The organism is Azotobacter tropicalis (genome assembly GCF_059739045.1).
In genome coordinates, this window is record NZ_AP046059.1 from 1,038,579 (window position 1) to 1,057,397 (window position 18,819).

Below are 18,819 nucleotides of genomic sequence, written 5' to 3' on the forward strand. Positions count from 1 at the left end.
CCGCTCGACAGACGAGACCCCCGTATGAAAACCATCCCGCGTCATCTCTGCGGCCTGCTGCTGGCCGCCGGCTTCTGCCTGGGCGCCGCCCAGGCCGAAACCCTGGACATCAGCTACCAGCGCTCCTCGACGCTGCTGATCCTGCTGAAACGAAACGGCGTGCTCGAAGAGCGCCTGAAGCCCCTGGGCTTCGATATCGAGTGGCACGAGTTCTCCGCCGGGCTGCTCAGCGCGCTGAACGCCGGCAGCGTCGACCTGCACGCCGACGTGGCTGACGCCTTCGCGCTGTTCACCCAGGCAGCCGATGCGCCGCTGACTTACTACGCCAAGGAAGACAGTTCGCCGTCGGCCCAGGCGATCCTGGTCGCCAGGGACTCGCCGATCCAGAGCGTCGCCGACCTCAAGGGGCGCAAGGTGGCGGTGACCAAGGGCTCGGGCAGCCACTACCTGCTGCTCTCGGCGCTCCAGAAGGCCGGCCTCGGCATCGGCGACATCCGGCCGCACTACCTGGACGGACCGGATGCCCTGGCGGCCTTCGTCAACGGCACGGTCGACGCCCTGTCGATCTGGGACCCCTTCCTGTCCAGCCAGGAGCGCGGCGGCAAGGTGCGGGTGCTGGCCGACGGCCGCGACGGCGTCGCCGCCTACTACCGCTTCTATATGGCGACCACCCGCTTCGCCGAGCAACATCCGCGCGTGCTCGAAATCGTCTTCGACGAGTTGCGCAAGACCGGCCAGTGGGTCAAGGCCCATCCCCGCGAAGCCGCCGAGATCCTCGCGCCGCTGTGGGGCAACCTGCCGCCGGAAACCGTCGAGCAGGCCAACGGCCACCGCAGCTACGCGGTCGTGCCGGTACGCCGCGACGAGCTGGCCGAGCAGCAGCGGATCGCCGACCTGTACCGGGATGCCGGCATCATTCCCAAGGCCCTGGACGTCCGCGATATCCGCATCTGGTCGGCGGACGGGCAGTGAGAGCCTGCGGCTCCCGCTCCGCGACGGGAGACGGGAGCCGCAGCGCCGGAATAAAAAAGGCCGGCCCTTGCGGAGCCGGCCAAGAGGTCGAATGACCCAGCCTTTTGGTATTCGGGTTACGCCGCCGTCAGAGCAGCGGCACGCTGTAGGTGACGTAGAAGCGGTTTTCGTCGAGGCTGCGCTGGCTGGCCACGTCGCTGCGCAGCGAGGCGTGCCGGTAGGAGAAGCCGACGCCCTTGAACAGGCCGCCCTGCACGGCGTAGTCCAGGCGCAGGTTGCGCTCCCACTCGCTGGCGTCGCTGCCGTTGGTGTCGATGTTGTCGCCGTGCAGGTAGACCGCCGAGGCCTTCAGGCCCGGCACGCCGAGCTTGGCGAAGTCGTAGGCGTAACTGGCCCGCCAGGTGCGCTCGCCGGCGCGCAGGAACTTGTTGATCTGGCTGTCGGTGATCAGGTAGGCGGTGTAGCCGTCGCCCTGGTTGAGCACCGGGAAATCGCTGTTGCCGGACAGCCGCTGCACGCCGAAGCTCAGCTCGTGGGCGTCCAGCAGGTAGGTGAGCTTGGCGCTCCAGGTGCGGTTGTCGACCTCGCCGCGGTCGCGGTCGCCGGCCGACCAGTAGCCGTTGCTGCGATAGCCTTCGGCGCGCCCGGAGGCGCTGGCGTTCTTGCCGTCGGAGTCGCTGTTGAAATAGCGCAGGTCGGTCTTCAGCAGGCCCACCGGCAGCTTCCAGTCGTGCTGCAGGCCGACGAAGTGCTGCACGTAGAAGTCCTCCAGGTTGCCGTAGTAGTACTGCAGCAGGAGGTTCTTGCCGAGCTTGTAGTCGGCGCCGGCGAAGTAGAACTGGTTGCTGAACTGGCCGGTCTGCGCGTTGTTGGCGCCGGCGATGGACAGCGGGCCGCTGTTGGTCGAACTACGCCCCTTGGCGCGTTCGAACTTGCCGCCGGTCAGGGTCAGGTTGGAGATCTCGTTGCTGGTCAGCTGCGCGCCCTCGAAGGTCTGCGGCAGCAGGCGGCCGTCGTTGTGGGTCACCACCGGCAGCTTGGGCAGGAAGGTGCCCAGGCGCGCCTCGGTCTTGGAGATGCGCACCTTGGCGGTCAGCCCCACGCTGCCGTATTCGTGCACGGCCCGGCCGTCGCCCTTGGTGGGGAACAACTGGCCGCTGTTGTTGGCGCTGGTCGGGTTGTAGTGGGTGCCCTTGCCGGAATCGAGACGGACGCCCCACAGGCCGAGGGCGTCGACGCCGAAGCCGACCGGCCCCGGGGTGTAGCCGGACTTGTAGTCGAGGATGAAGCCCTGGCCCCACTCCTCCTGCTTGGATGGAGGGGCCGCGCCGTCGCGGTTGTCCTGGTTGAAGTAGAAATTGCGCAGCCCCAGGGTGGCCTTGCTGTCCTCGAAGAACCCGGCAGCGCCCGCTTGCTGCGCAGCCCCGCCGAGGACGACCGCCAGGGCCAGGTAAGACTTGTTCATGCTCGATGCTCCAGATGCCTGTTCGAAATTCTTGGAATGCAGGGCGGGGGCTCGGGCCGGCGAACGCTACGGAGAGGTTGCAGGTGAAAGGGAGAGCCCCACGATCGGGCTCGGTGCGGTGATCCGCTGTCGGCTGGGGGTGCAATCTAAGGGAAATCTTTTATCCCTAAAAAGAATTATTTTTCACTTTATTATAACAAAAAATACAGTTCCATTCCCCCGGCACGTCACCCGCAGGCAATCCACCCGTCTGCAACGGGCCAAATGCCACCAGGGGAACGCAGCCAGGGGAGACCGGCAATCCCTGGCACCTCTGCGGGAAGCCGCGGGCCAGACGCCTGACGGCTTCGCTGGCGCAGCCGGACATAACCTTATTGCCTGAAAGTATTTGATTGGCTGTTTTTAGATAATCTAGTTTGCAACGACCGGACCACCGGACTTCCCGCATTTCTTTTCTTTCGAAGTTCCGTCGTTCCGGTCACTCACGGTGGTCGGGACCGCACCCACGAGGTCTGTCATGCCCCCGTTCGTCTCCCTCAGCCGCCGCGCCCTGCTCGGTCTCGGCCTCGCCCTGGGGCTGTGCGCCGCCCTGCCCGCCCAGGCGGAAACCCAGCTGCGCATCGGCTACCAGAAGTCCTCCACCCTGATCGCCCTGTTGAAGGCCCGCGGTACCCTGGAGAAAGCCCTGGCCGCCCAGGACATCCGCCTCAGCTGGCACGAGTTCGCCAGCGGCCAGCCGTTGCTCGAAGCGCTCAACGTCGGCAACCTCGACCTGTCCGCCGACGTCGCCGACACCGTGCCGGTGTTCGCCCAGGCCGCCGGCGCCCATCTCGCCTACTTCGCCCAGGAGGCGCCGTCGCCGGCCGCCCAGGCGATCCTGGTGCGCGCCGACGCGCCGCTGCGCGGGCTGGCCGATCTCAAGGGCAAGAAGGTGGCGGTGACCAAGGCCGCCGGCAGCCACTATCTGCTGCTCGCCGCGTTGGCCAAGGCCGGCCTGAAGTTCTCCGACATCCAGCCGGCCTACCTGACCCCGGCCGACGGCCGCGCCGCCTTCGAGAACGGCAAGGTCGACGCCTGGGTGACCTGGGAGCCGTTCCTCAGCGGCGCCCAGCGCCAGTTGCCGACCCGTACCTTGGCCGACGGCGAGAAGCTGGCCGCCTACCAGCGCTACTACCTGACCAGCGAGCACTTCGCCAAAGAGCACCCGCAGGTGCTGGAAGTGGTGTTCGCCGAACTGGTCAAGGCCGGCGACTGGCTGCGCGCCAATCCCCAGGAGGCGGCACGGATTCTCGCGCCGCTGTGGGGCAACCTGGACCTGGCGATCGTCGAGCAGGCCAATGGCCGGCGCAGCTACCGGGTGCGCCCGGTTCAGCGGGAGAGCCTGGCCGAGCAGCAGAAGATCGCCGATGCCTTCTTCGCCGAGGGGCTGCTGCCCAAGCGGGTCGATGCCCGCGAGGTGTCCATCTGGCAGCCGCAGACGGCCGCCCGCTGAGCCCGCTTTCCCGGCGCATCCGCTGCGCCGGGATTGCCTTGGTTACTCGCCCGTCCGGGTCAGCAGCGCTTGCAGTTGCGCCCGTTCCCCGGCGTCGAGCCGGGCCAGTTGCGCCTCGATGATGGTCAGCGGCGCAGTGCCGCTCGGCAGGTTGAGGTGTTCCGGCAGGATCTCATCGCCGCTGCAGACCAGCAGGGCGAAATGGATGACGCTCTCCAGCTCGCGGGTGTTGCCCGGCCAGGCATGGCGCTCCAGGGCGAGCTGGGCGTCCGCGCCGAGCTGCGGCAAGGCCAGGCCCAGGCGCTGGGCGTAGACGCCGAGAAAGTACTCGGCGAGCGGCAGGATATCTCCCGGCCGCTCGCGCAGCGCCGGCAGTTCCAGGCGCCCCTCGTCCAGGTAGCGGTAGAGCCGCTCGCTGAACTTGCCGGCGGCCACCGCCTGGGCCAGGTCGACGCTGCTGGCCGCCACCAGGCGCACGTCCACCGGCGTCGGCTGCTGCATGCCGACACGCTGCACCTCGCGGGTTTCCAGGGCAGTGAGCAGCTTGCCCTGCAGGCCGAGCGACAGATCGCCGATCTCGTCCAAGTAGAGGGTGCCGCCGCTGGCCGAGCCGAACCAGCCGGCGCGGCTGCAGGCCGAGCCGGCATAGGCGCCGACGGCGTGGCCGAACAGCTCGGCTTCGGCCCAGGTCGGGCTGAGCGCGCCGCAGTTGACCGCGACGAACAGGCCGCCTCGCCCGCTTTCGCGGTGGATCTGCCGGGCCAGCAGCTCCTTGCCGGTGCCGCTCTCGCCGCGGATCAGCACCGGCAGCCCGGCCGGGGCAAGGCGCTCGACCTCGCCGCGCAGCCGGCGCGAGCGGGGGTCGACGAACACCATCGCCTTGGCGCGGATGCTCAGCGGGCTCTTGTCGGCGTCGGGGAAGGTCAGCAGCGGCTGACCGGAGGGAAGGTGGCGGTTCATGGGGAACTCTCCTGACCGGGCCTCCGGGCCGGCCAGGCCCGGGACTATCGGCGATTGTCGGGTGGGATAAGGCTGCGCCCCGGCATGCGCCGGCTGTTCCTGGCGCACGGACGCGTCATACGCAGCGCCGCTCCAGGCGTTCGATCTGCTGCTGCAGGCGGTAGAGATGGGCGAAGCCCTGCTCCCAGCGCCGGTGTCCGGAGTCGACATTGATATGGCCGGCGCCGGGCAGGATGGTCGGCAGCGAGCCCCAGTCGCGGGCCAGTTCCAGGGCGCGGGCCGGGGTGGCGGTGGGGTCGCTGTCCGAACCGACCAGCTGGCTGGGAAAGGGCAGGCGCTCGCGGGCGATCGGGGCGAAACCGCGCAGCGGCTCGTGACAGGTCGGCCGCTCGACATCCGCCGGCGCCACCAGCAGCGCCCCGCGCACCCGCTGCAGCGAGGCGGGCGCGGCCTGGGCGGCCCAGCGCGCCACGGTGACGCAGCCCAGGCTGTGGGCGATCAGGATCGCCGGGGTGCGCTCGGCAACGACCGCACGCTCCAGCGTAGCGACCCAGCTGAACGGATCGGGATTGTCCCAGTCGGCCTGCTCGACCCGCACGGCGTTCGGCAGCGTGCGCTGCCAGTGGCTTTGCCAGTGCTCGTCGGGCGAGCCGTGCCAACCGGGCAGGATCAGATAGCGAAGTGTCTGGCGGGGCATTGCGGGCCTCCTCGTGTGGGCAACGGAGACCAGTCTAGGGCAACCCTTTAAATGCTAAAAAAGAATAAAAAATTATTTATTTATTCTATTTTTCTTATGCAGTAGAGCAGCAATAAATAACCATAAAATATATAAAAATCACTAAATAGTATTTTTAAGAATATTCGCTTCCCCCCTAATATCCGCTCCACGCCGCCGAGCCATGGAACTCGTCGGCACCTTATATCCAAGGAGAGCACAGCCATGAGCGCCCCCCTCAGAAGCCTCGAAGTCCAGGACGAAAACAACATCCTCCGCGAGATCCACAGCGCCCTGAAGAACCTGCGTTTCGGCGCAGTGGAGATCACCGTGCACAACGGTCAGGTGGTGCAGATCGAGCGCAAGGAGAAGTTCCGCCTGCAGGCCCAGCACACCAGCAAGACCCCCTGATTTCCCCTAGAGCGAACGACCCGACTGGACAACCGGAGGGTGCGAATGAATGAAGAAGAAGAAAAAAACGCCGGGCACCCAGCCCTTCTGGACAGACGAGGCTCCAGCCACCTGTACCAGCGCACGCCAACGCCAACCATACCCGCACAACCAGAACGCATCCCCGATACATTCAGGAGTCGTATCCATGTCCATCCGTCGTTTCGCTCTCGCCGCTCTGGCCGGCCTGAGCCTGAGCGCCGCCGCCCAGGCGCAGACCCTGCTGCTCAACGTGTCCTACGATCCGACCCGCGAGCTGTACAAGGAGTACAACGCCGCCTTCAACAAGCACTGGCAGGCCGAGGGCAATGACCCCGTGACCATCCAGCAGTCCCATGGCGGCTCGGGCAAGCAGGCCCGCGCGGTGATCGACGGACTCAAGGCCGACGTGGTGACCCTGGCCCTGGCCGGCGACATCGACGAGCTGTACAAGCTCGGCAAGCTGATTCCCGAGGACTGGCAGAGCCGTCTGCCGCAGTCCAGCACGCCCTATACCTCGACCATCGTCTTCCTGGTGCGCAAGGGCAACCCGAAAGGCATCAAGGACTGGGCCGACCTGGTCAAGCCGGGCGTGGAAGTGATCACCCCGAACCCGAAGACCTCCGGCGGCGCACGCTGGAACTTCCTCGCCGCCTGGGCCTGGGCGCAGAAGCAATATGGCAGCGAGGACAAGGCCCGCGCCTACGTCGAGCAGCTCTACAAGCAGGTGCCGGTGCTGGATACCGGGGCACGCGGCTCGACCATCACCTTCGTCAACAATAATATTGGCGACGTGCTGCTGGCCTGGGAGAACGAGGCCTTCCTGGCACTGAAGGAACAGGGCGGCGAGAACTTCGAAATCGTCGTGCCTTCGGTCTCGATCCTCGCCGAGCCGCCGGTGGCGGTGGTCGACAAGAACGTTGACAAGAAGGGTACCCGCGAGGTGGCCACCGCCTATCTCAACTACCTGTACAGCGAGGAAGGTCAGCGCATCGCCGCGAAGAACTTCTACCGGCCGCGCAACGAGAAGGTCGCCGGCGAATTCTCCAAGCAGTTTCCCAGCCTCAAGCTGGTGACCATCGACAAGGATTTCGGTGGCTGGAAAACCGCCCAGCCGAAGTTCTTCAACGACGGCGGAGTGTTCGACCAGATCTACAAAGTGCGCTGAGCACCTAACCGAGCAGACAAGGCCACAAGCCGGAAGCCCTGGATTCCGCTTGTGGCTTGCCGCTTTCCGTCATTCGAGAGATGTCCATGTCCCGCCGCATATCCCCCGTCATACCCGGCTTCGGGCTGACGCTGGGCTACACCCTGGTGTATCTCAGCCTGTTGGTGCTGATTCCCCTGGGTGCCATGTTCGTCCACGCCGCCCAGCTCAGCTGGGCAGAGTTCTGGGAAGTAGTTTCCGCACCGCGGGTGCTGGCCGCGCTCAAGCTCAGCTTCGGCACCGCACTGGCCGCCGCGCTGCTCAACGGCGTGATCGGCACCCTGCTGGCCTGGGTGCTGGTGCGCTACCAGTTCCCCGGCCGCAAGGTCATCGACGCCATGATCGACCTGCCGTTCGCTCTGCCCACCGCGGTGGCCGGCATCGCCCTGACCGCGCTCTATGCGCCGGCCGGGGCGGTCGGCCAGCTCGCCGGCGAGCTGGGCCTGAAGATCGCCTACACCCCGCTGGGCATCGCCCTGGCGCTGACCTTCGTCACCCTGCCCTTCGTGGTGCGTACCCTGCAGCCGGTGCTGGCGGACATTCCCCGCGAGGTCGAGGAGGCCGCCGCCTGCCTCGGCGCCAGCCCCTGGCAGACCTTCCGCCACGTGCTGCTGCCGGCGTTGCTGCCGGCCTGGCTGACCGGCTTCGCGCTGGCCTTCGCCCGCGGCATCGGCGAGTACGGCTCGGTGATCTTCATCGCCGGCAACATGCCGGGCAAGACCGAGATCCTGCCGCTGCTGATCATGGTCAAGCTGGACCAGTACGATTACACCGGCGCCACCTCCATCGGCGTGCTGATGCTGGTCGTGTCCTTCGCCCTGCTGCTGCCGCTCAACCTGCTGCAGCGGCGCATCGCCACGCCGTAAGGAGGCCGCCATGACATCCACAACCTCGAGCGCGGCCGCCCTCGCCAACGCCGCCCGCCGCGGCAACGCACTCGGCCGCCGCCTGCTGATCGCCACCGCTTGGCTGGCGTTCGCCGTGTTCCTTTTGCTACCGCTCTACGTGGTGCTGAGCGAGGCGCTGAAGCTCGGCTTCGGGACCTTCTTCGACGCACTGCTGGAACCCGACGCCCTCTCGGCCCTCAAGCTGACCCTGATCGCCGTGGGCATCTCGGTGCCGCTCAACCTGGTGTTCGGCCTGGCCGCCGCCTGGTGCGTGAGCAAATACGAGTTTCCCGGCAAGACCCTGCTGGTGACCCTGATCGACCTGCCGTTCTCGGTCTCGCCGGTGATCGCCGGCCTGATCTACGTGCTGCTGTTCGGCGCCCAGGGCCTGTTCGGCGAATGGCTGAGCGAGCGCGACATTCAGATCATCTTCGCCCTGCCCGGCATCGTCCTGGCGACCATCTTCGTCACCCTGCCCTTCGTCGCCCGCGAGCTGATCCCGCTGATGCAGGAACAGGGCACCCAGGAGGAGGAAGCCGCGCGCCTACTCGGCGCCAACGGCTGGCAGATGTTCTGGCACGTCACCCTGCCCAACATCAAGTGGGGCCTGATCTACGGCGTGGTGCTCTGCACCGCCCGCGCCATGGGCGAATTCGGCGCGGTGTCGGTGGTTTCCGGACACATCCGCGGCTTCACCAACACCCTGCCGCTGCACGTCGAGATTCTCTACAACGAGTACAACCACGTCGCCGCTTTCAGCGTCGCCAGCCTGCTGCTGGTCCTGGCGCTGATCATCCTGCTGCTCAAGCAGTGGAGCGAAGCCCGTCTGTCCCGCCTCAAGTCCAATGCTGCCGAGGAGTAAGCCATGTCCATCGAAATCCGCAACGTCAGCAAACGCTTCGGCGCCTTCCAGGCCCTCAACGACATCAATCTGGACATCCACAGCGGCGAGCTGGTCGCCCTGCTCGGCCCCTCCGGCTGCGGCAAGACCACCCTGCTGCGGATCATCGCCGGCCTGGAGACCCCGGACAGCGGCAGCATCGCCTTCCACGGCGAGGACGTTTCCGGCCACGACGTGCGCGACCGCAACGTCGGCTTCGTGTTCCAGCATTACGCGCTGTTCCGCCACATGACAGTGTTCGACAACGTCGCCTTCGGCCTGCGCATGAAACCCAAGCGCGAGCGGCCGAGCGAGCAGGTCATCGCCGGGAAGGTCCACGAGCTGCTTGCCATGGTGCAGCTCGACTGGCTCGCCGACCGCTATCCCGAACAGCTCTCCGGCGGCCAGCGCCAGCGCATCGCCCTGGCCCGCGCGCTGGCGGTGGAGCCGAAGATCCTGCTGCTCGACGAACCCTTCGGCGCACTGGATGCCAAGGTACGCAAGGAGCTGCGCCGCTGGCTGGCACGCCTGCACGAGGAGATCAACCTGACTTCGGTGTTCGTCACCCACGACCAGGAAGAGGCCATGGAGGTGGCCGACCGCATCGTGGTGATGAACAAGGGGGTGATCGAGCAGGTCGGTGCGCCGGGCGAGGTCTACGAGCAGCCGGCCAGCGACTTCGTCTACCATTTCCTCGGCGACTCCAACCGCCTGCATCTAGGCGAGGAACATATTCTGTTCCGCCCCCACGAGGTGTTGCTGTCCCGCGAGGCGGTGGCCGAGTACCACGGCGCCGAAGTGCGCGACATCCGCCCGCTCGGCGCCATCACCCGGGTGACCCTCAAGGTCGACGGCCAGAACGAGCTGGTCGAGGCGGAAGTGGTCAAGGATCACGACAGCCTGGTCGGCCTGACGCGCGGGGAGCGACTGTTCATCAAGCCCAAGGCGAGCGCCTGAAGCGTCCCGTCCGGCCCGAGAACATGCGGGCCGGGCGGGCTCTCTCCGGACGCTGGAAACACGACGGGCGGGGTAAACCCCGCCCGTTGTTTTTCAGGCCGCAGCGAACTGCCCTGCTTGGGCGGCTGTCAGAGGCGCTTCATCTCGCCGCCCACCGGCACCAGTTCGGGCGAGCGCTCCGCAGTGGCATCGCGCAGCATCGACTCCAGATTGCGCTCGATGTTCTGGCACAGGGCTTCGGTCTGGATGCGGTGCTCGCTGTTGCGGAAGGGGCTCTGCAGATCGGTGCCGACCCGCTCGATGGCCAGCAGCATGAAGCCCGCCACCGTTGACACCAGCGGCGTGTACCAGCCCAGGGTTTCCACCAGGCCGATCGGCATGATCAGGCAGAACAGGGTGATGAACAGCCGCGGGAAGTACACGTAGGGATACGGCAGCGGCGTGTTGGCGATCCGCTCCATGCCGCCCTGGCAGTCGGACAGCACCACCATGGTGGACTCCAGGCGGGACAGACGCATGCTGTCGAGGCGACCGGCCTTGTATTCCTTGGCCAGCAGGGCCGCCGAGCCGTTGAGGATGTCGTTGGGGAAATTGTTGGTGTGATGCCGGCGGTCGAACTCCTCCGGCGGAATCAACGCCTGGACCTCCTCGCCGCAGGGTGCGCCCTTGAGGTGCGCCGACAGCGCCTTCACATAGGCCACATGGCGGCGCAGCAGCACGGCCTTGACCGGGTTCATGCCGTAGGCGTCGTCGATCAGGGTGAGCACCTGGCGCGCGAAGCTGCGCGAGTTGTTGGTCATGGTGCCCCACAGGGTCCGCGCCTCCCACCAGCGGTTATAGGCGCTGGAATTGCGGAAACTGGTCAATACCACCAATGCAGAACCGAGCAGCGTCAGCGGCATGGAAGGAAGATCCATACGCGGACTCAGCAGGAGCATGTAATCCACAGTGATGAAGATATCCCAGAGCAACAGCCAGAACAGCGACCAGCCAACATAGGTGAGAGTTTTGATCAGGTATTGGCTTTTTCGGCTAAAGGCGTTCGACACGGGCGCATCTCGATTAAAGGAGTAACGGGGATTCGACCATCGAACGGTTGTTCGATATCACGGCAACCCCATGAGTCTCGGGTTATCCGATGAGTGGAGCTATTAATGATTAACCGACTGATGCACGTCAAGGACAGTATCCGCAACCTATGAAACAACTCGCGAGTCAAGCCTTTGCCAATCGGTAAGCGGGCAACTCCTTTTGATTGCTTCGATCTCGACACCCCTCATCTGAAAACCTTTCGAAACCCACTAACTACAAGATTATCGAGAGCTTTTCGATACTATAGAGCTCCCTTCAGGCCAAGCCCACATTGATCGATACTACAAAAAGCTGGGGTCATTCTTTCTCAATAGACACATCTTTAAACAATTTTTGACTCTGCGGAACCGGTAGTTCAAGACGCGACTGAAAGATGTCCGGGAATGACAGGATACGAGGCCATCCGATGACATCATCAAACGGGACGGCTGAGCGATCTTCATCAAAAGCCGAATAACAAAACCGTAAAAAATCGAAACATTCCCCTAGATAGACGAGCTATCTCGCTTGCTCTGTTCACTAAACAGCCATGCTCGCCACCTCACTCGAATAGTGAACACTGGATGAGAAAATAATAGTGCAAACATAACGAGACAGAAACAATGAGTGTCATTACGTAAGCGGTACTTATTCTGGCCATAATGAACTTATTCATATACTCAGCTAATAAGTTTGGGCACCATAGATAGCAGCCTCTACCAGCCCACGTGAGTCGACCTAACTTCATTCGCCGATGAACTTGTCGTAATCAGGATAACCCGCTGTGACATACATGGAGCGCACGTAATTATAGTCGCTGTCATCGAGGCGGGTGATGAAACGCATGCCACGGTATTTCTTATTGCCACGACCACTGAGAATGGCGGCGATAAATTCATCGGAATGCGCCGAGATGGCATTACGGACCTTCTCGACCTCCTTGCCATCCACGTGTGCTCCCGCCACCAGCACGTCGCTCGGCAAAATGGGCCCGCGGGCAATCACGCGGAAGGCGTCGGGCTGCAAACCACCCATTTTCTTTTCCAACTTGCGCGCGGTGATGAAATTGGCGTTGTTCATGCCAATAGCGGAGACTTCCCTTCGCTTCAATGCGTCCCAGAGTGCCCGTGTATCGAGGTTGACGATCTTGGTGTCCTTCAGCGGATCCAGACCGGCATCGGCCAAGGCCTGGAGCGGTCCCAGGTGCTTGGAGGTGGAACCTGCGTCGCCCAAGCCGACCTTGCTGCCCTTCAGGTCCTGAACGCTATGATAAGAGCTGTTGGTGAGCGTTACGATAGTCGCGAAGTAATCGGGACGCGAAAGTCCTACGACAATGCGGGCCTTGGTTTGCTTGTGGATCACCACATATTCGGCCGGTCCGGTGAGCACAAAATCGACTTTCTTGGCACGCAGGGCTTCCAGCGCCATCGTATGGGTTTCCACCGGCAGGAATTCGATCTCCTGCCCGATCGCCTTCGACAACGCCTCCTTGAACGCACCGAATGCTCCCTGCAATTTCTTCATGCCCCCTACATCGGTAACCGCCAGCGTGATGCTTTCCGCCCATGCAGTTGGAATCAGGCACGCGAACAACGCGGCGGCCAATCCGATTCTTTTCAAGAACTCCATCGACTTGAACTCCCAGCCGTGAGCAATACAAAACCACAATTATGACATGCGCCCTAATCAGGGCCTGTTCGGCAAGCTGAAGTACCCCGACGAAAAAGGCGCGGGCTCGAAAACGTGTTACCCATGACAGGAAAGAGAAATGGAAGAGTGGGATGCAGCAATCACCGCTGTGGTGATATCGCTGGGAGAGTCGTTCGACTCACACGAAATCATACAGACGCTGGCTCACAGGAACCAACGACGTTACGTCCAAGCTTTGATGGCAATTGACAATGACACACCGTTCAGTGCGCTGCACTCGGCCTTGGGTCGAAGAATAAAAGTTGTGTGCGAGGGACTCGGCTTTAGAGGAAAAAACAGCAGAAGCCTCGATATGTTCGGACAACACAGCAGTTGCCTGAAATGGACTCGATAAGCCCAGCGAGTCGCTGCAATCAACCCGCTTGAAGCGGGCTGCCGAACTTCATCCTCATGCAGTCACGCGCAGACTCTGAACTACCAGAGTGCCAGCCAGACATCCCAAGCGTTGTCCACTCCTCAGGCCGACGTCATCAACCGTTATAGGGAAAGGACTCGGCGGTTTCGGGGGTCCAGCCAAGCGGGCGCGGGCGGTTGCCGTAGATCACGACCCTGTCACCAGGAGTGAAGACGTAGTTCGGCGAGCGATACGTCTTCAGTTCGCCGCTGTCGGTGCGCACAACATAGGCGCGGTCGCTACCGCCGACTGCCTTCTGACCGGCACCACCAAACAGTGCGCCAAGACCTGCACCGACCACAGCCCCGATCGGACCGCCCACGGAACCGGCCATCATGCCAGTCATGCCGCCCGTAGCCTGCCCGGAGGTCTCGTCGCCTACTTCGCTGACGATTTCAGCGGCATAAGCATTGCTGACGGTGAGCATGCCGATGGTCAGAGCCAGAATGCCGAATTTTTTCATGGCGGTTCCCCGAGGACGATATCTGAAGTCGTTGCTAGTCGATTCCTGTTACTGGAGCGCTGTCTGCGCCGTTTCGCTTCCCTTGGTGCAAAAACTACCGTTTCGATTGACATAGATCAATAAAACAATTGACTCCTTATGCTTAAGGAGGGGGCCTTCCTGATTACCGGCCAGACAACGCCTCCAGCTGCATCCTGTGCAGAAGGCTGCCAATCAACTGATTAATAAGGAGAAATAGAACAGACTGAAACTTGAGTCCGCTCACCGCAGTGCCGAGAAATACCGGCTCGGCGGGTGCACCACCCCCGCCTACTCGTAGACGGCATCGCCCGCGACTTCCTCTTCGGAGGGAATGACATCGACTCCGCGTCTTGCCGGATATCTGCTCGTGAGGTTGACCATTCGGCGCTGGTAGCCTGGGCGGCGAGGCTATGGGGATCGCCGCTTGCGCCGCCGGCCAGGAGGAGTCACTCAGGCCATCAGCTTCTGGCCAGATGCCTGTCGATCAGCGGCGCAACTTCAGCGGCGAGGATTTTGGCCAAGCGGTGGTCGCCGCCGGAGATTACGTGCAGTTCGGCGCGGGGCAGCAGCACGGCGAGGCGCTGACCGACACTGACAGGACTGATCGGGTCATCATCGCCCCATAGCAGCAACGTCGGCGTCCACAGCTCCGCCAGCCGTGGCGTCAGATCTTCGCGATAGTCGATGAACCACTGCGGCACGACCAGGTTCGACTCCGCGAATAAGGGACGCCAGTCCTGTGCGCCCAGGCTCTCCATATCTACGCCGCCCGAGGTCGCGGTCAGTACCAGATGGGTGACCAGCTCGGGCCGCTCGAGTGCTGCCAGCATGGCAATCACCCCGCCCATCGACTGCGCCACCAGCGCCGTGGGCTGGTCGATCTCGGCCACGACGCGCGCCACCAGATCGGCAAAGCTGGTCACGTCCGGATCGGCCGGGGTCGAGCCCAAGCCGGGCCAGCCGATATGAACTTTCTGCGCTGGGTGAACGAGCAGATCGGCAGCCGGCCGCCAGTACCGCGTGCTACCGGAAGCACCAGGGAGGAACAGAAGTTTGGAGGGAAAGGAATGCACGTGGTCAGCCCTTGAAAGTGTTGTTAGAGGGGAGCGACGCCATAGTAATGCGGGACAGGCGGGACGTTGTCTACCCTACCAATTCCAGATAGTCATACACCGGGCTGAAGACGTCGGCTGGAACGCGGAAACCGTATAACAGCAGGACTGACCGCCGGATGGAGCCGGGGCAAGACATAGCGGCTGGTCAGTGCAGGAGCCGTCGGTAGCAAGGGATCAAGCCGAATCACGGTTTGCTGCTGAAAGAGAAGACATGCAGTCCAGCAGTCGCCAAGAGCTGCCATGGGGCTCGATGAGGATGGGAACTGCTCCAGGAATTCCAGAGCAACTCATACGGCACCCTCTACCCAACATGGCTCTCGCCGCACGTGCTCCTTGCTCACATTGCATTGCCCACCTGGAGCAAATGTTGGCTTGCATCAAAGATTCCGCCGCTCCAGTGCCGTAGGGTTCCGGGCCGGGCGGCCTTTCCTGAATGTGGCTGACTCTTGCAGGCGTGGTAGCGCAATGAAACGCAGTATCAGCCGCCCTCCTTGCTCTCCATGCCATCCTATCAAGCCGGGTTTGAGGCACATGACCAATGGACTTTTGATACTCGCGATCTCTGCTCTGGCCTACTTGATCCTGTCCGCCATGCTGATGGACCTCCTCATGGAGCTGATAGCCCATGCTCTGCAAAGCCGGGCCAGCTCCGAACTGAAAGACGATCCAAACAACCTCCACCCTATCTCGCCACAAGACGAGCAGGCACAGGAAATCCCCTCCGCGCGCGTACCCAACACGCAACAGAACGACAGTCCTCGTCCCCCGCCAGTCTGCGGGCCTCCAGGTCCAGTCCCCATGTCCGTCTGGCTATTTCCTCCCTCCGACTACGTTCGCGGCGTAATGGCGGTCACCCGCTTCCAGCGTCCGGCCATCCGGCCTGTCCGCCCCGGTTCGTTTCTGTAACCGATTTCTCGCCAGCCTTCTATAAAAAACCCATGAACAGATGGAGTAATCTGTAGCCAACTATCAAATAGAAGGTTTTGTCGATGCTGGATCTTGCGGCGACGTTCATCGCGCTGACGACGCTTTTCACCTATCTCAATTACCGGCTGATCCGCCTTCCTCCAGCAATCGGGGTGATGGTCGGAGCCCTTCTCCTCTCGCTGCTCGCGTATGGCCTGTCGGCGCTGGGTTACCCGGTGCTCGAGCTGGAAATCCAGGAAATGATCCGTCGGATCGATTTTTCCGACATTCTGATGACCTGGTTCTTGCCCGCGCTGCTGTTCGCCGGCGCCTTACATGTCAATCTGGACGACCTGCGCAGCTACAAGTGGCCAATCACCTTTCTTGCCACGGGCGGCGTGTTGATCGCCACTGTCGTGGTTGCCGGCCTGGCCTATTACACATTTGCCCTGTTCGGCTGGCAGGTCAGTTTCATCTACTGCCTGCTGTTCGGTGCCCTTATCTCGCCGACCGACCCCATTGCGGTCATGGGCATCCTCAAGAGCAGTGGCGCTCCCAAGCCGCTGCAGACCACCATCGTCGGCGAATCGCTGTTCAACGACGGAACTGCCGTGGTGATGTTCAGCATTCTGCTGGGCATCCTCATGATCGGTCACACCCCGACGATTGGCGAAGTGAGCCTGCTGTTTCTCAAGGAGGCCGTCGGCGGGATCGCCTTCGGTCTGCTGCTGGGCTATGTCGTCTACCTGCTGCTGTCCAGGGTTAACGAATTCCAGCCATCGGTCATGCTGACCTTGGCCCTGGTCTTCGGCGGTGCGTCGCTGGCGGCGAAGCTGCACGTTTCGGCACCGATCGTGATGGTGGTTGCCGGTCTGATCATCGGCAACCACGGCCGCTACCATGCCATGTCCGAAGAAACGCGCCGCTACGTGGACAACTTCTGGATTCTGATCGACGAGATCCTCAATGCCCTGCTGTTTGCTTTGATCGGTCTCGAACTGCTAGTGCTGCCTTTCACTTGGCTGCATGTGGCTGCAGCCATCCTGCTCGGCGGGGCCGTCCTGGTAGCCCGAGTACTGACCGTTGGCCCCGGAATCGTTCTGATCCGCCAGATGAAATCCGCTCAGCTTCAAGTGGCCCCTGGCACCGTCCGTATTCTCTCGTGGGGTGGATTGCGTGGCGGGGTTTCGGTGGCGCTGGCCCTGGCGCTGCCCTTAGGCCCGGAGCGCGACCTACTATTGGCCCTCACCTATATCGTGGTGCTGGTCTCGATCCTGGTGCAGGGATTGACCATCGGACCGCTGGTCAGGTCGCTGTATGGCAGCAATCCCGTCGAAGCTGAGGAGGCCCACTGAGCACCATCACTGAAAACGCCCCAGGGATGGGGCATTTACCTCTCGCCTGAAAGCCATCCGGCAGCTCTCTCCCCCCGGACATGGACAAACCTTTCTGGGTCTTGCCGATAGGGTTCTTGCCTTTCCGCCTGCTGCGCTACTTGAGATGCCCCTGCCATCCTGTCGCTGTGCGTCATGCTCAACGCATGGAAGGTCGCCTTCCCGGCCCCTGCCCCACCGATCTCCTGCTGGCTGTACATGCCCGCTTTGGCGTACCACCTGTCGCTCCGGTACGAAGCCACGTCGAATTGATATTTCCTGACTTCGCCGTTGACCATGACGGTCAGTTCTCCGTCGCTGGTCACTGCCGCCGAATAGGCCAGCCTATTGCCGAGCTTGTAGCCCGTGAAGATGGGGTCTTTCTTTTCCTCGCCATTGTATTGCGGCCGATATTGCACGTAGATAGTGCTGCCGCTGATCTGCAATTTGAACGGAGGCTTTGTACTGGCGCCATGAAACTGGCCGATGATCGCCTTTTTGCTGGCTGCCAGAGAGTCGATCGTAAGCGCTGCACTCAAGCGGTGGACCTTGGCGCTGCCGAGACGCCAGTTTGCTTCCTTGTCGGCGCCGTTGGGTAGCGTTTCTCTGAGCTCAGAACGTGGGTAAGGACTGTTCGCCGTGCTTCTGATGCCGGCGCCGGAAGATGGCGCATAAAATGTGATGGAGCCATCGGTGTTGCGCACGAACCACTCCGACTCATACGTCTGAAGTTGTCTGGTCTGAATGATCGCGGCCCCAACAGGAATGGTGAGATTCCAATGTAAAAGATCGATCACTTCATGGCTCCTAGCATGACGGCTTTTTGAGTGCCGGCATTTTGGCGCCATTTTGGCATCATCCATGTGCTACAGTGCTCATCCTCTTCCACCGATCCGCCGTTCGCAGCATGCCGAGGCCGTGCATCCCGTACGCCAGCTCGAACAGCACCTCGTCGAGCAACGGTAACAGCGGGAGATCGGCCACGCCGACCAGGGCAGCTACGGCAGAACTCCTAGGCCAGGCCCGCGACGCAGACATAGTCCGCCCGTGACCGCTCCAGCCGGCATGGCTCGCTGCCTCCACCTCGTGGATCTTCGTTTGGATCAAGCTGATTTGTAGCCGGGCTCCAGCTTCCTGAAGGCGCTCTCCTGCTGCAGCCTGAGCAGTTCGAGTTGGGCCGCGGTCCTCTGCTCGAGACCAAGGATCAGTTTGTCGAGCAGGCCGCCCGCCGGCAGGAGGGCCCAGAGGTTGCGCACCTTGGCGATGGCTTGCTTGATGCGAGCGGCTTTGATGCCGTCGAGCGCCTTGCGCTCGCGGATCAGTTGGATGGCCCCGCATCCTGACTCAAGGGACCAAAATCCGGCAGACGCAACTGGTCACGATAGACGGCCATGCGCTGGGAACGCCCAGCAGCGCCGGAGCACAGCATACCGCGGACATGCTTGGGCTTGCGCCCGCCGGCGAACGAGTGCTGCCGGTGGTCGGCGCAGGATTGCCGGCCTACCATCCGAGCCAGTCACGCTCACGTCATAGCCGTCGTCGCGGCTGAACGGTGAGCTGTGCTGGTTCCCTCGCCCCAGGCGCAGGATCAGCGAACTGTGGCGCGCACCGTAGATGGCCCCGACCGGCTGGGCGCGGGCCACCAGGGTGCCGCCGTACTGCTCCTGCAGGCGTAATGGTGCTGACCTCCTTCTCATACCGCGTAGCGATCCGCCGGTAATGCTTCAACTTGCTGAACAGGCACTCAATGACGTAGCGCACCCTATAGAGATACCGATCTAAGGAGCAGCCCTTTCAAGGTG

17 protein-coding genes and 1 pseudogene are annotated in these 18,819 nt (G+C 62.8%); 8 read left to right on the forward strand and 10 right to left on the reverse strand.

Going from position 1 to position 18,819, the window contains the following annotated elements:
• Positions 1–24: 24 nt before the first annotated feature.
• Positions 25–972, forward strand: coding sequence for an aliphatic sulfonate ABC transporter substrate-binding protein (locus Atro_RS04705; protein ID WP_497926649.1), 948 nt, complete (start codon positions 25–27; stop codon positions 970–972).
• Positions 973–1,099: 127 nt separating this feature from the next.
• On the opposite strand, the gene Atro_RS04710 is transcribed toward Atro_RS04705, so the two are convergent.
• Entirely contained in the window at positions 1,100–2,437 is a 1,338-nt protein-coding gene (locus tag Atro_RS04710) for an OprD family porin (RefSeq protein ID WP_497926650.1), read from the reverse strand.
• Positions 2,438–2,954: 517 nt separating this feature from the next.
• Here Atro_RS04710 and Atro_RS04715 point away from each other — a divergent pair.
• Complete coding sequence (locus Atro_RS04715; protein ID WP_497926651.1) at positions 2,955–3,929, forward strand: aliphatic sulfonate ABC transporter substrate-binding protein; 975 nt, start codon at positions 2,955–2,957, stop codon at positions 3,927–3,929.
• Between the two features lie 42 nt (positions 3,930–3,971).
• On the opposite strand, the gene Atro_RS04720 is transcribed toward Atro_RS04715, so the two are convergent.
• Together Atro_RS04720 and Atro_RS04725 are read right to left on the reverse strand one after the other, a co-directional pair.
• The gene (locus Atro_RS04720; RefSeq protein ID WP_497926652.1) at positions 3,972–4,889 is read right to left on the reverse strand and encodes a sigma 54-interacting transcriptional regulator; all 918 of its coding nucleotides are present in this window, start codon (positions 4,887–4,889) and stop codon (positions 3,972–3,974) included.
• Positions 4,890–5,004: 115 nt separating this feature from the next.
• On the reverse strand, positions 5,005–5,586 hold the full coding sequence (locus tag Atro_RS04725; RefSeq protein WP_497926653.1) for an RBBP9/YdeN family alpha/beta hydrolase: 582 nt from the start codon (positions 5,584–5,586) through the stop codon (positions 5,005–5,007).
• Between the two features lie 243 nt (positions 5,587–5,829).
• On the opposite strand from Atro_RS04725, the gene oscA reads away from it, so the two are divergent.
• From oscA to Atro_RS04750, 5 genes are all read left to right on the forward strand, one after another.
• Complete coding sequence (gene oscA / locus Atro_RS04730; protein WP_497926654.1) at positions 5,830–6,015, forward strand: sulfur starvation response protein OscA; 186 nt, start codon at positions 5,830–5,832, stop codon at positions 6,013–6,015.
• A gap of 187 nt (positions 6,016–6,202) precedes the next feature.
• A complete protein-coding gene (locus Atro_RS04735; RefSeq protein WP_497926655.1) occupies positions 6,203–7,201 on the forward strand; it encodes a sulfate ABC transporter substrate-binding protein in 999 nt (332 codons plus the stop codon).
• A gap of 86 nt (positions 7,202–7,287) precedes the next feature.
• Complete coding sequence (gene cysT / locus Atro_RS04740) at positions 7,288–8,106, forward strand: sulfate ABC transporter permease subunit CysT (RefSeq protein ID WP_497926656.1); 819 nt, start codon at positions 7,288–7,290, stop codon at positions 8,104–8,106.
• Positions 8,107–8,116: 10 nt separating this feature from the next.
• Positions 8,117–8,989, forward strand: coding sequence for a sulfate ABC transporter permease subunit CysW (gene cysW / locus Atro_RS04745; RefSeq protein WP_497926657.1), 873 nt, complete (start codon positions 8,117–8,119; stop codon positions 8,987–8,989).
• A gap of 3 nt (positions 8,990–8,992) precedes the next feature.
• Positions 8,993–9,964 carry a sulfate/molybdate ABC transporter ATP-binding protein gene (locus Atro_RS04750; RefSeq protein WP_497926658.1) on the forward strand — a complete coding sequence of 324 codons (972 nt, stop codon included), beginning with the start codon at positions 8,993–8,995 and terminating at the stop codon, positions 9,962–9,964.
• 128 nt (positions 9,965–10,092) lie between these two features.
• On the opposite strand, the gene Atro_RS04755 is transcribed toward Atro_RS04750, so the two are convergent.
• The 4 genes from Atro_RS04755 to Atro_RS04770 all read right to left on the reverse strand — a co-directional run bounded on the left by Atro_RS04755 (position 10,093) and on the right by Atro_RS04770 (position 14,696).
• Positions 10,093–11,013, reverse strand: coding sequence for a bestrophin family protein (locus Atro_RS04755; RefSeq protein ID WP_497926659.1), 921 nt, complete (start codon positions 11,011–11,013; stop codon positions 10,093–10,095).
• Positions 11,014–11,779: 766 nt separating this feature from the next.
• Positions 11,780–12,664: a PhnD/SsuA/transferrin family substrate-binding protein gene (locus tag Atro_RS04760; RefSeq protein WP_497926660.1), complete on the reverse strand. Its 885-nt coding sequence runs from the start codon at positions 12,662–12,664 to the stop codon at positions 11,780–11,782.
• A gap of 551 nt (positions 12,665–13,215) precedes the next feature.
• A complete protein-coding gene (locus Atro_RS04765; RefSeq protein WP_497926661.1) occupies positions 13,216–13,602 on the reverse strand; it encodes a hypothetical protein in 387 nt (128 codons plus the stop codon).
• Positions 13,603–14,081: 479 nt separating this feature from the next.
• On the reverse strand, positions 14,082–14,696 hold the full coding sequence (locus tag Atro_RS04770; protein WP_497926662.1) for an alpha/beta fold hydrolase: 615 nt from the start codon (positions 14,694–14,696) through the stop codon (positions 14,082–14,084).
• 1,031 nt (positions 14,697–15,727) lie between these two features.
• Between Atro_RS04770 and Atro_RS04775 the strand changes: the two genes are divergently transcribed.
• Complete coding sequence (locus Atro_RS04775) at positions 15,728–16,999, forward strand: cation:proton antiporter (protein ID WP_497926663.1); 1,272 nt, start codon at positions 15,728–15,730, stop codon at positions 16,997–16,999.
• Between the two features lie 35 nt (positions 17,000–17,034).
• Here the strand turns inward: Atro_RS04775 and Atro_RS04780 are convergent, their stop codons facing one another.
• The 3 genes and pseudogenes from Atro_RS04780 to Atro_RS04790 all read right to left on the reverse strand — a co-directional run.
• Positions 17,035–17,814 (reverse strand): polysaccharide lyase family 7 protein, encoded by a 780-nt coding sequence (locus tag Atro_RS04780; protein ID WP_497926664.1) that lies wholly within the window; start codon positions 17,812–17,814, stop codon positions 17,035–17,037.
• Between the two features lie 306 nt (positions 17,815–18,120).
• On the reverse strand, positions 18,121–18,345 hold the full coding sequence (locus tag Atro_RS04785; RefSeq protein WP_497927608.1) for a hypothetical protein: 225 nt from the start codon (positions 18,343–18,345) through the stop codon (positions 18,121–18,123).
• Positions 18,346–18,706: 361 nt separating this feature from the next.
• Positions 18,707–18,799 (reverse strand): annotated as a pseudogene (locus tag Atro_RS04790) (IS5/IS1182 family transposase); the annotation flags it as partial.
• Positions 18,800–18,819 lie beyond the last annotated feature (20 nt).

Excerpts from the sequence above, each read along its gene's own strand:
- cysW (WP_497926657.1), top strand. The coding sequence starts at position 8,117 with ATGACATCCACAACCTCGAGCGCGGCCGCCCTCGCCAACGCCGCCCGC.
- cysT (WP_497926656.1), top strand. The coding sequence starts at position 7,288 with ATGTCCCGCCGCATATCCCCCGTCATACCCGGCTTCGGGCTGACGCTG.
- Atro_RS04760 (WP_497926660.1), bottom strand. The coding sequence starts at position 12,664 with ATGGAGTTCTTGAAAAGAATCGGATTGGCCGCCGCGTTGTTCGCGTGC.
- Atro_RS04705 (WP_497926649.1), top strand. The coding sequence starts at position 25 with ATGAAAACCATCCCGCGTCATCTCTGCGGCCTGCTGCTGGCCGCCGGC.
- Atro_RS04775 (WP_497926663.1), top strand. The coding sequence starts at position 15,728 with ATGCTGGATCTTGCGGCGACGTTCATCGCGCTGACGACGCTTTTCACC.
- Atro_RS04720 (WP_497926652.1), bottom strand. The coding sequence starts at position 4,889 with ATGAACCGCCACCTTCCCTCCGGTCAGCCGCTGCTGACCTTCCCCGAC.
- Atro_RS04725 (WP_497926653.1), bottom strand. The coding sequence starts at position 5,586 with ATGCCCCGCCAGACACTTCGCTATCTGATCCTGCCCGGTTGGCACGGC.
- Atro_RS04715 (WP_497926651.1), top strand. The coding sequence starts at position 2,955 with ATGCCCCCGTTCGTCTCCCTCAGCCGCCGCGCCCTGCTCGGTCTCGGC.
- oscA (WP_497926654.1), top strand. The coding sequence starts at position 5,830 with ATGAGCGCCCCCCTCAGAAGCCTCGAAGTCCAGGACGAAAACAACATC.
- Atro_RS04735 (WP_497926655.1), top strand. The coding sequence starts at position 6,203 with ATGTCCATCCGTCGTTTCGCTCTCGCCGCTCTGGCCGGCCTGAGCCTG.
- Atro_RS04765 (WP_497926661.1), bottom strand. The coding sequence starts at position 13,602 with ATGAAAAAATTCGGCATTCTGGCTCTGACCATCGGCATGCTCACCGTC.
- Atro_RS04750 (WP_497926658.1), top strand. The coding sequence starts at position 8,993 with ATGTCCATCGAAATCCGCAACGTCAGCAAACGCTTCGGCGCCTTCCAG.
- Atro_RS04710 (WP_497926650.1), bottom strand. The coding sequence starts at position 2,437 with ATGAACAAGTCTTACCTGGCCCTGGCGGTCGTCCTCGGCGGGGCTGCG.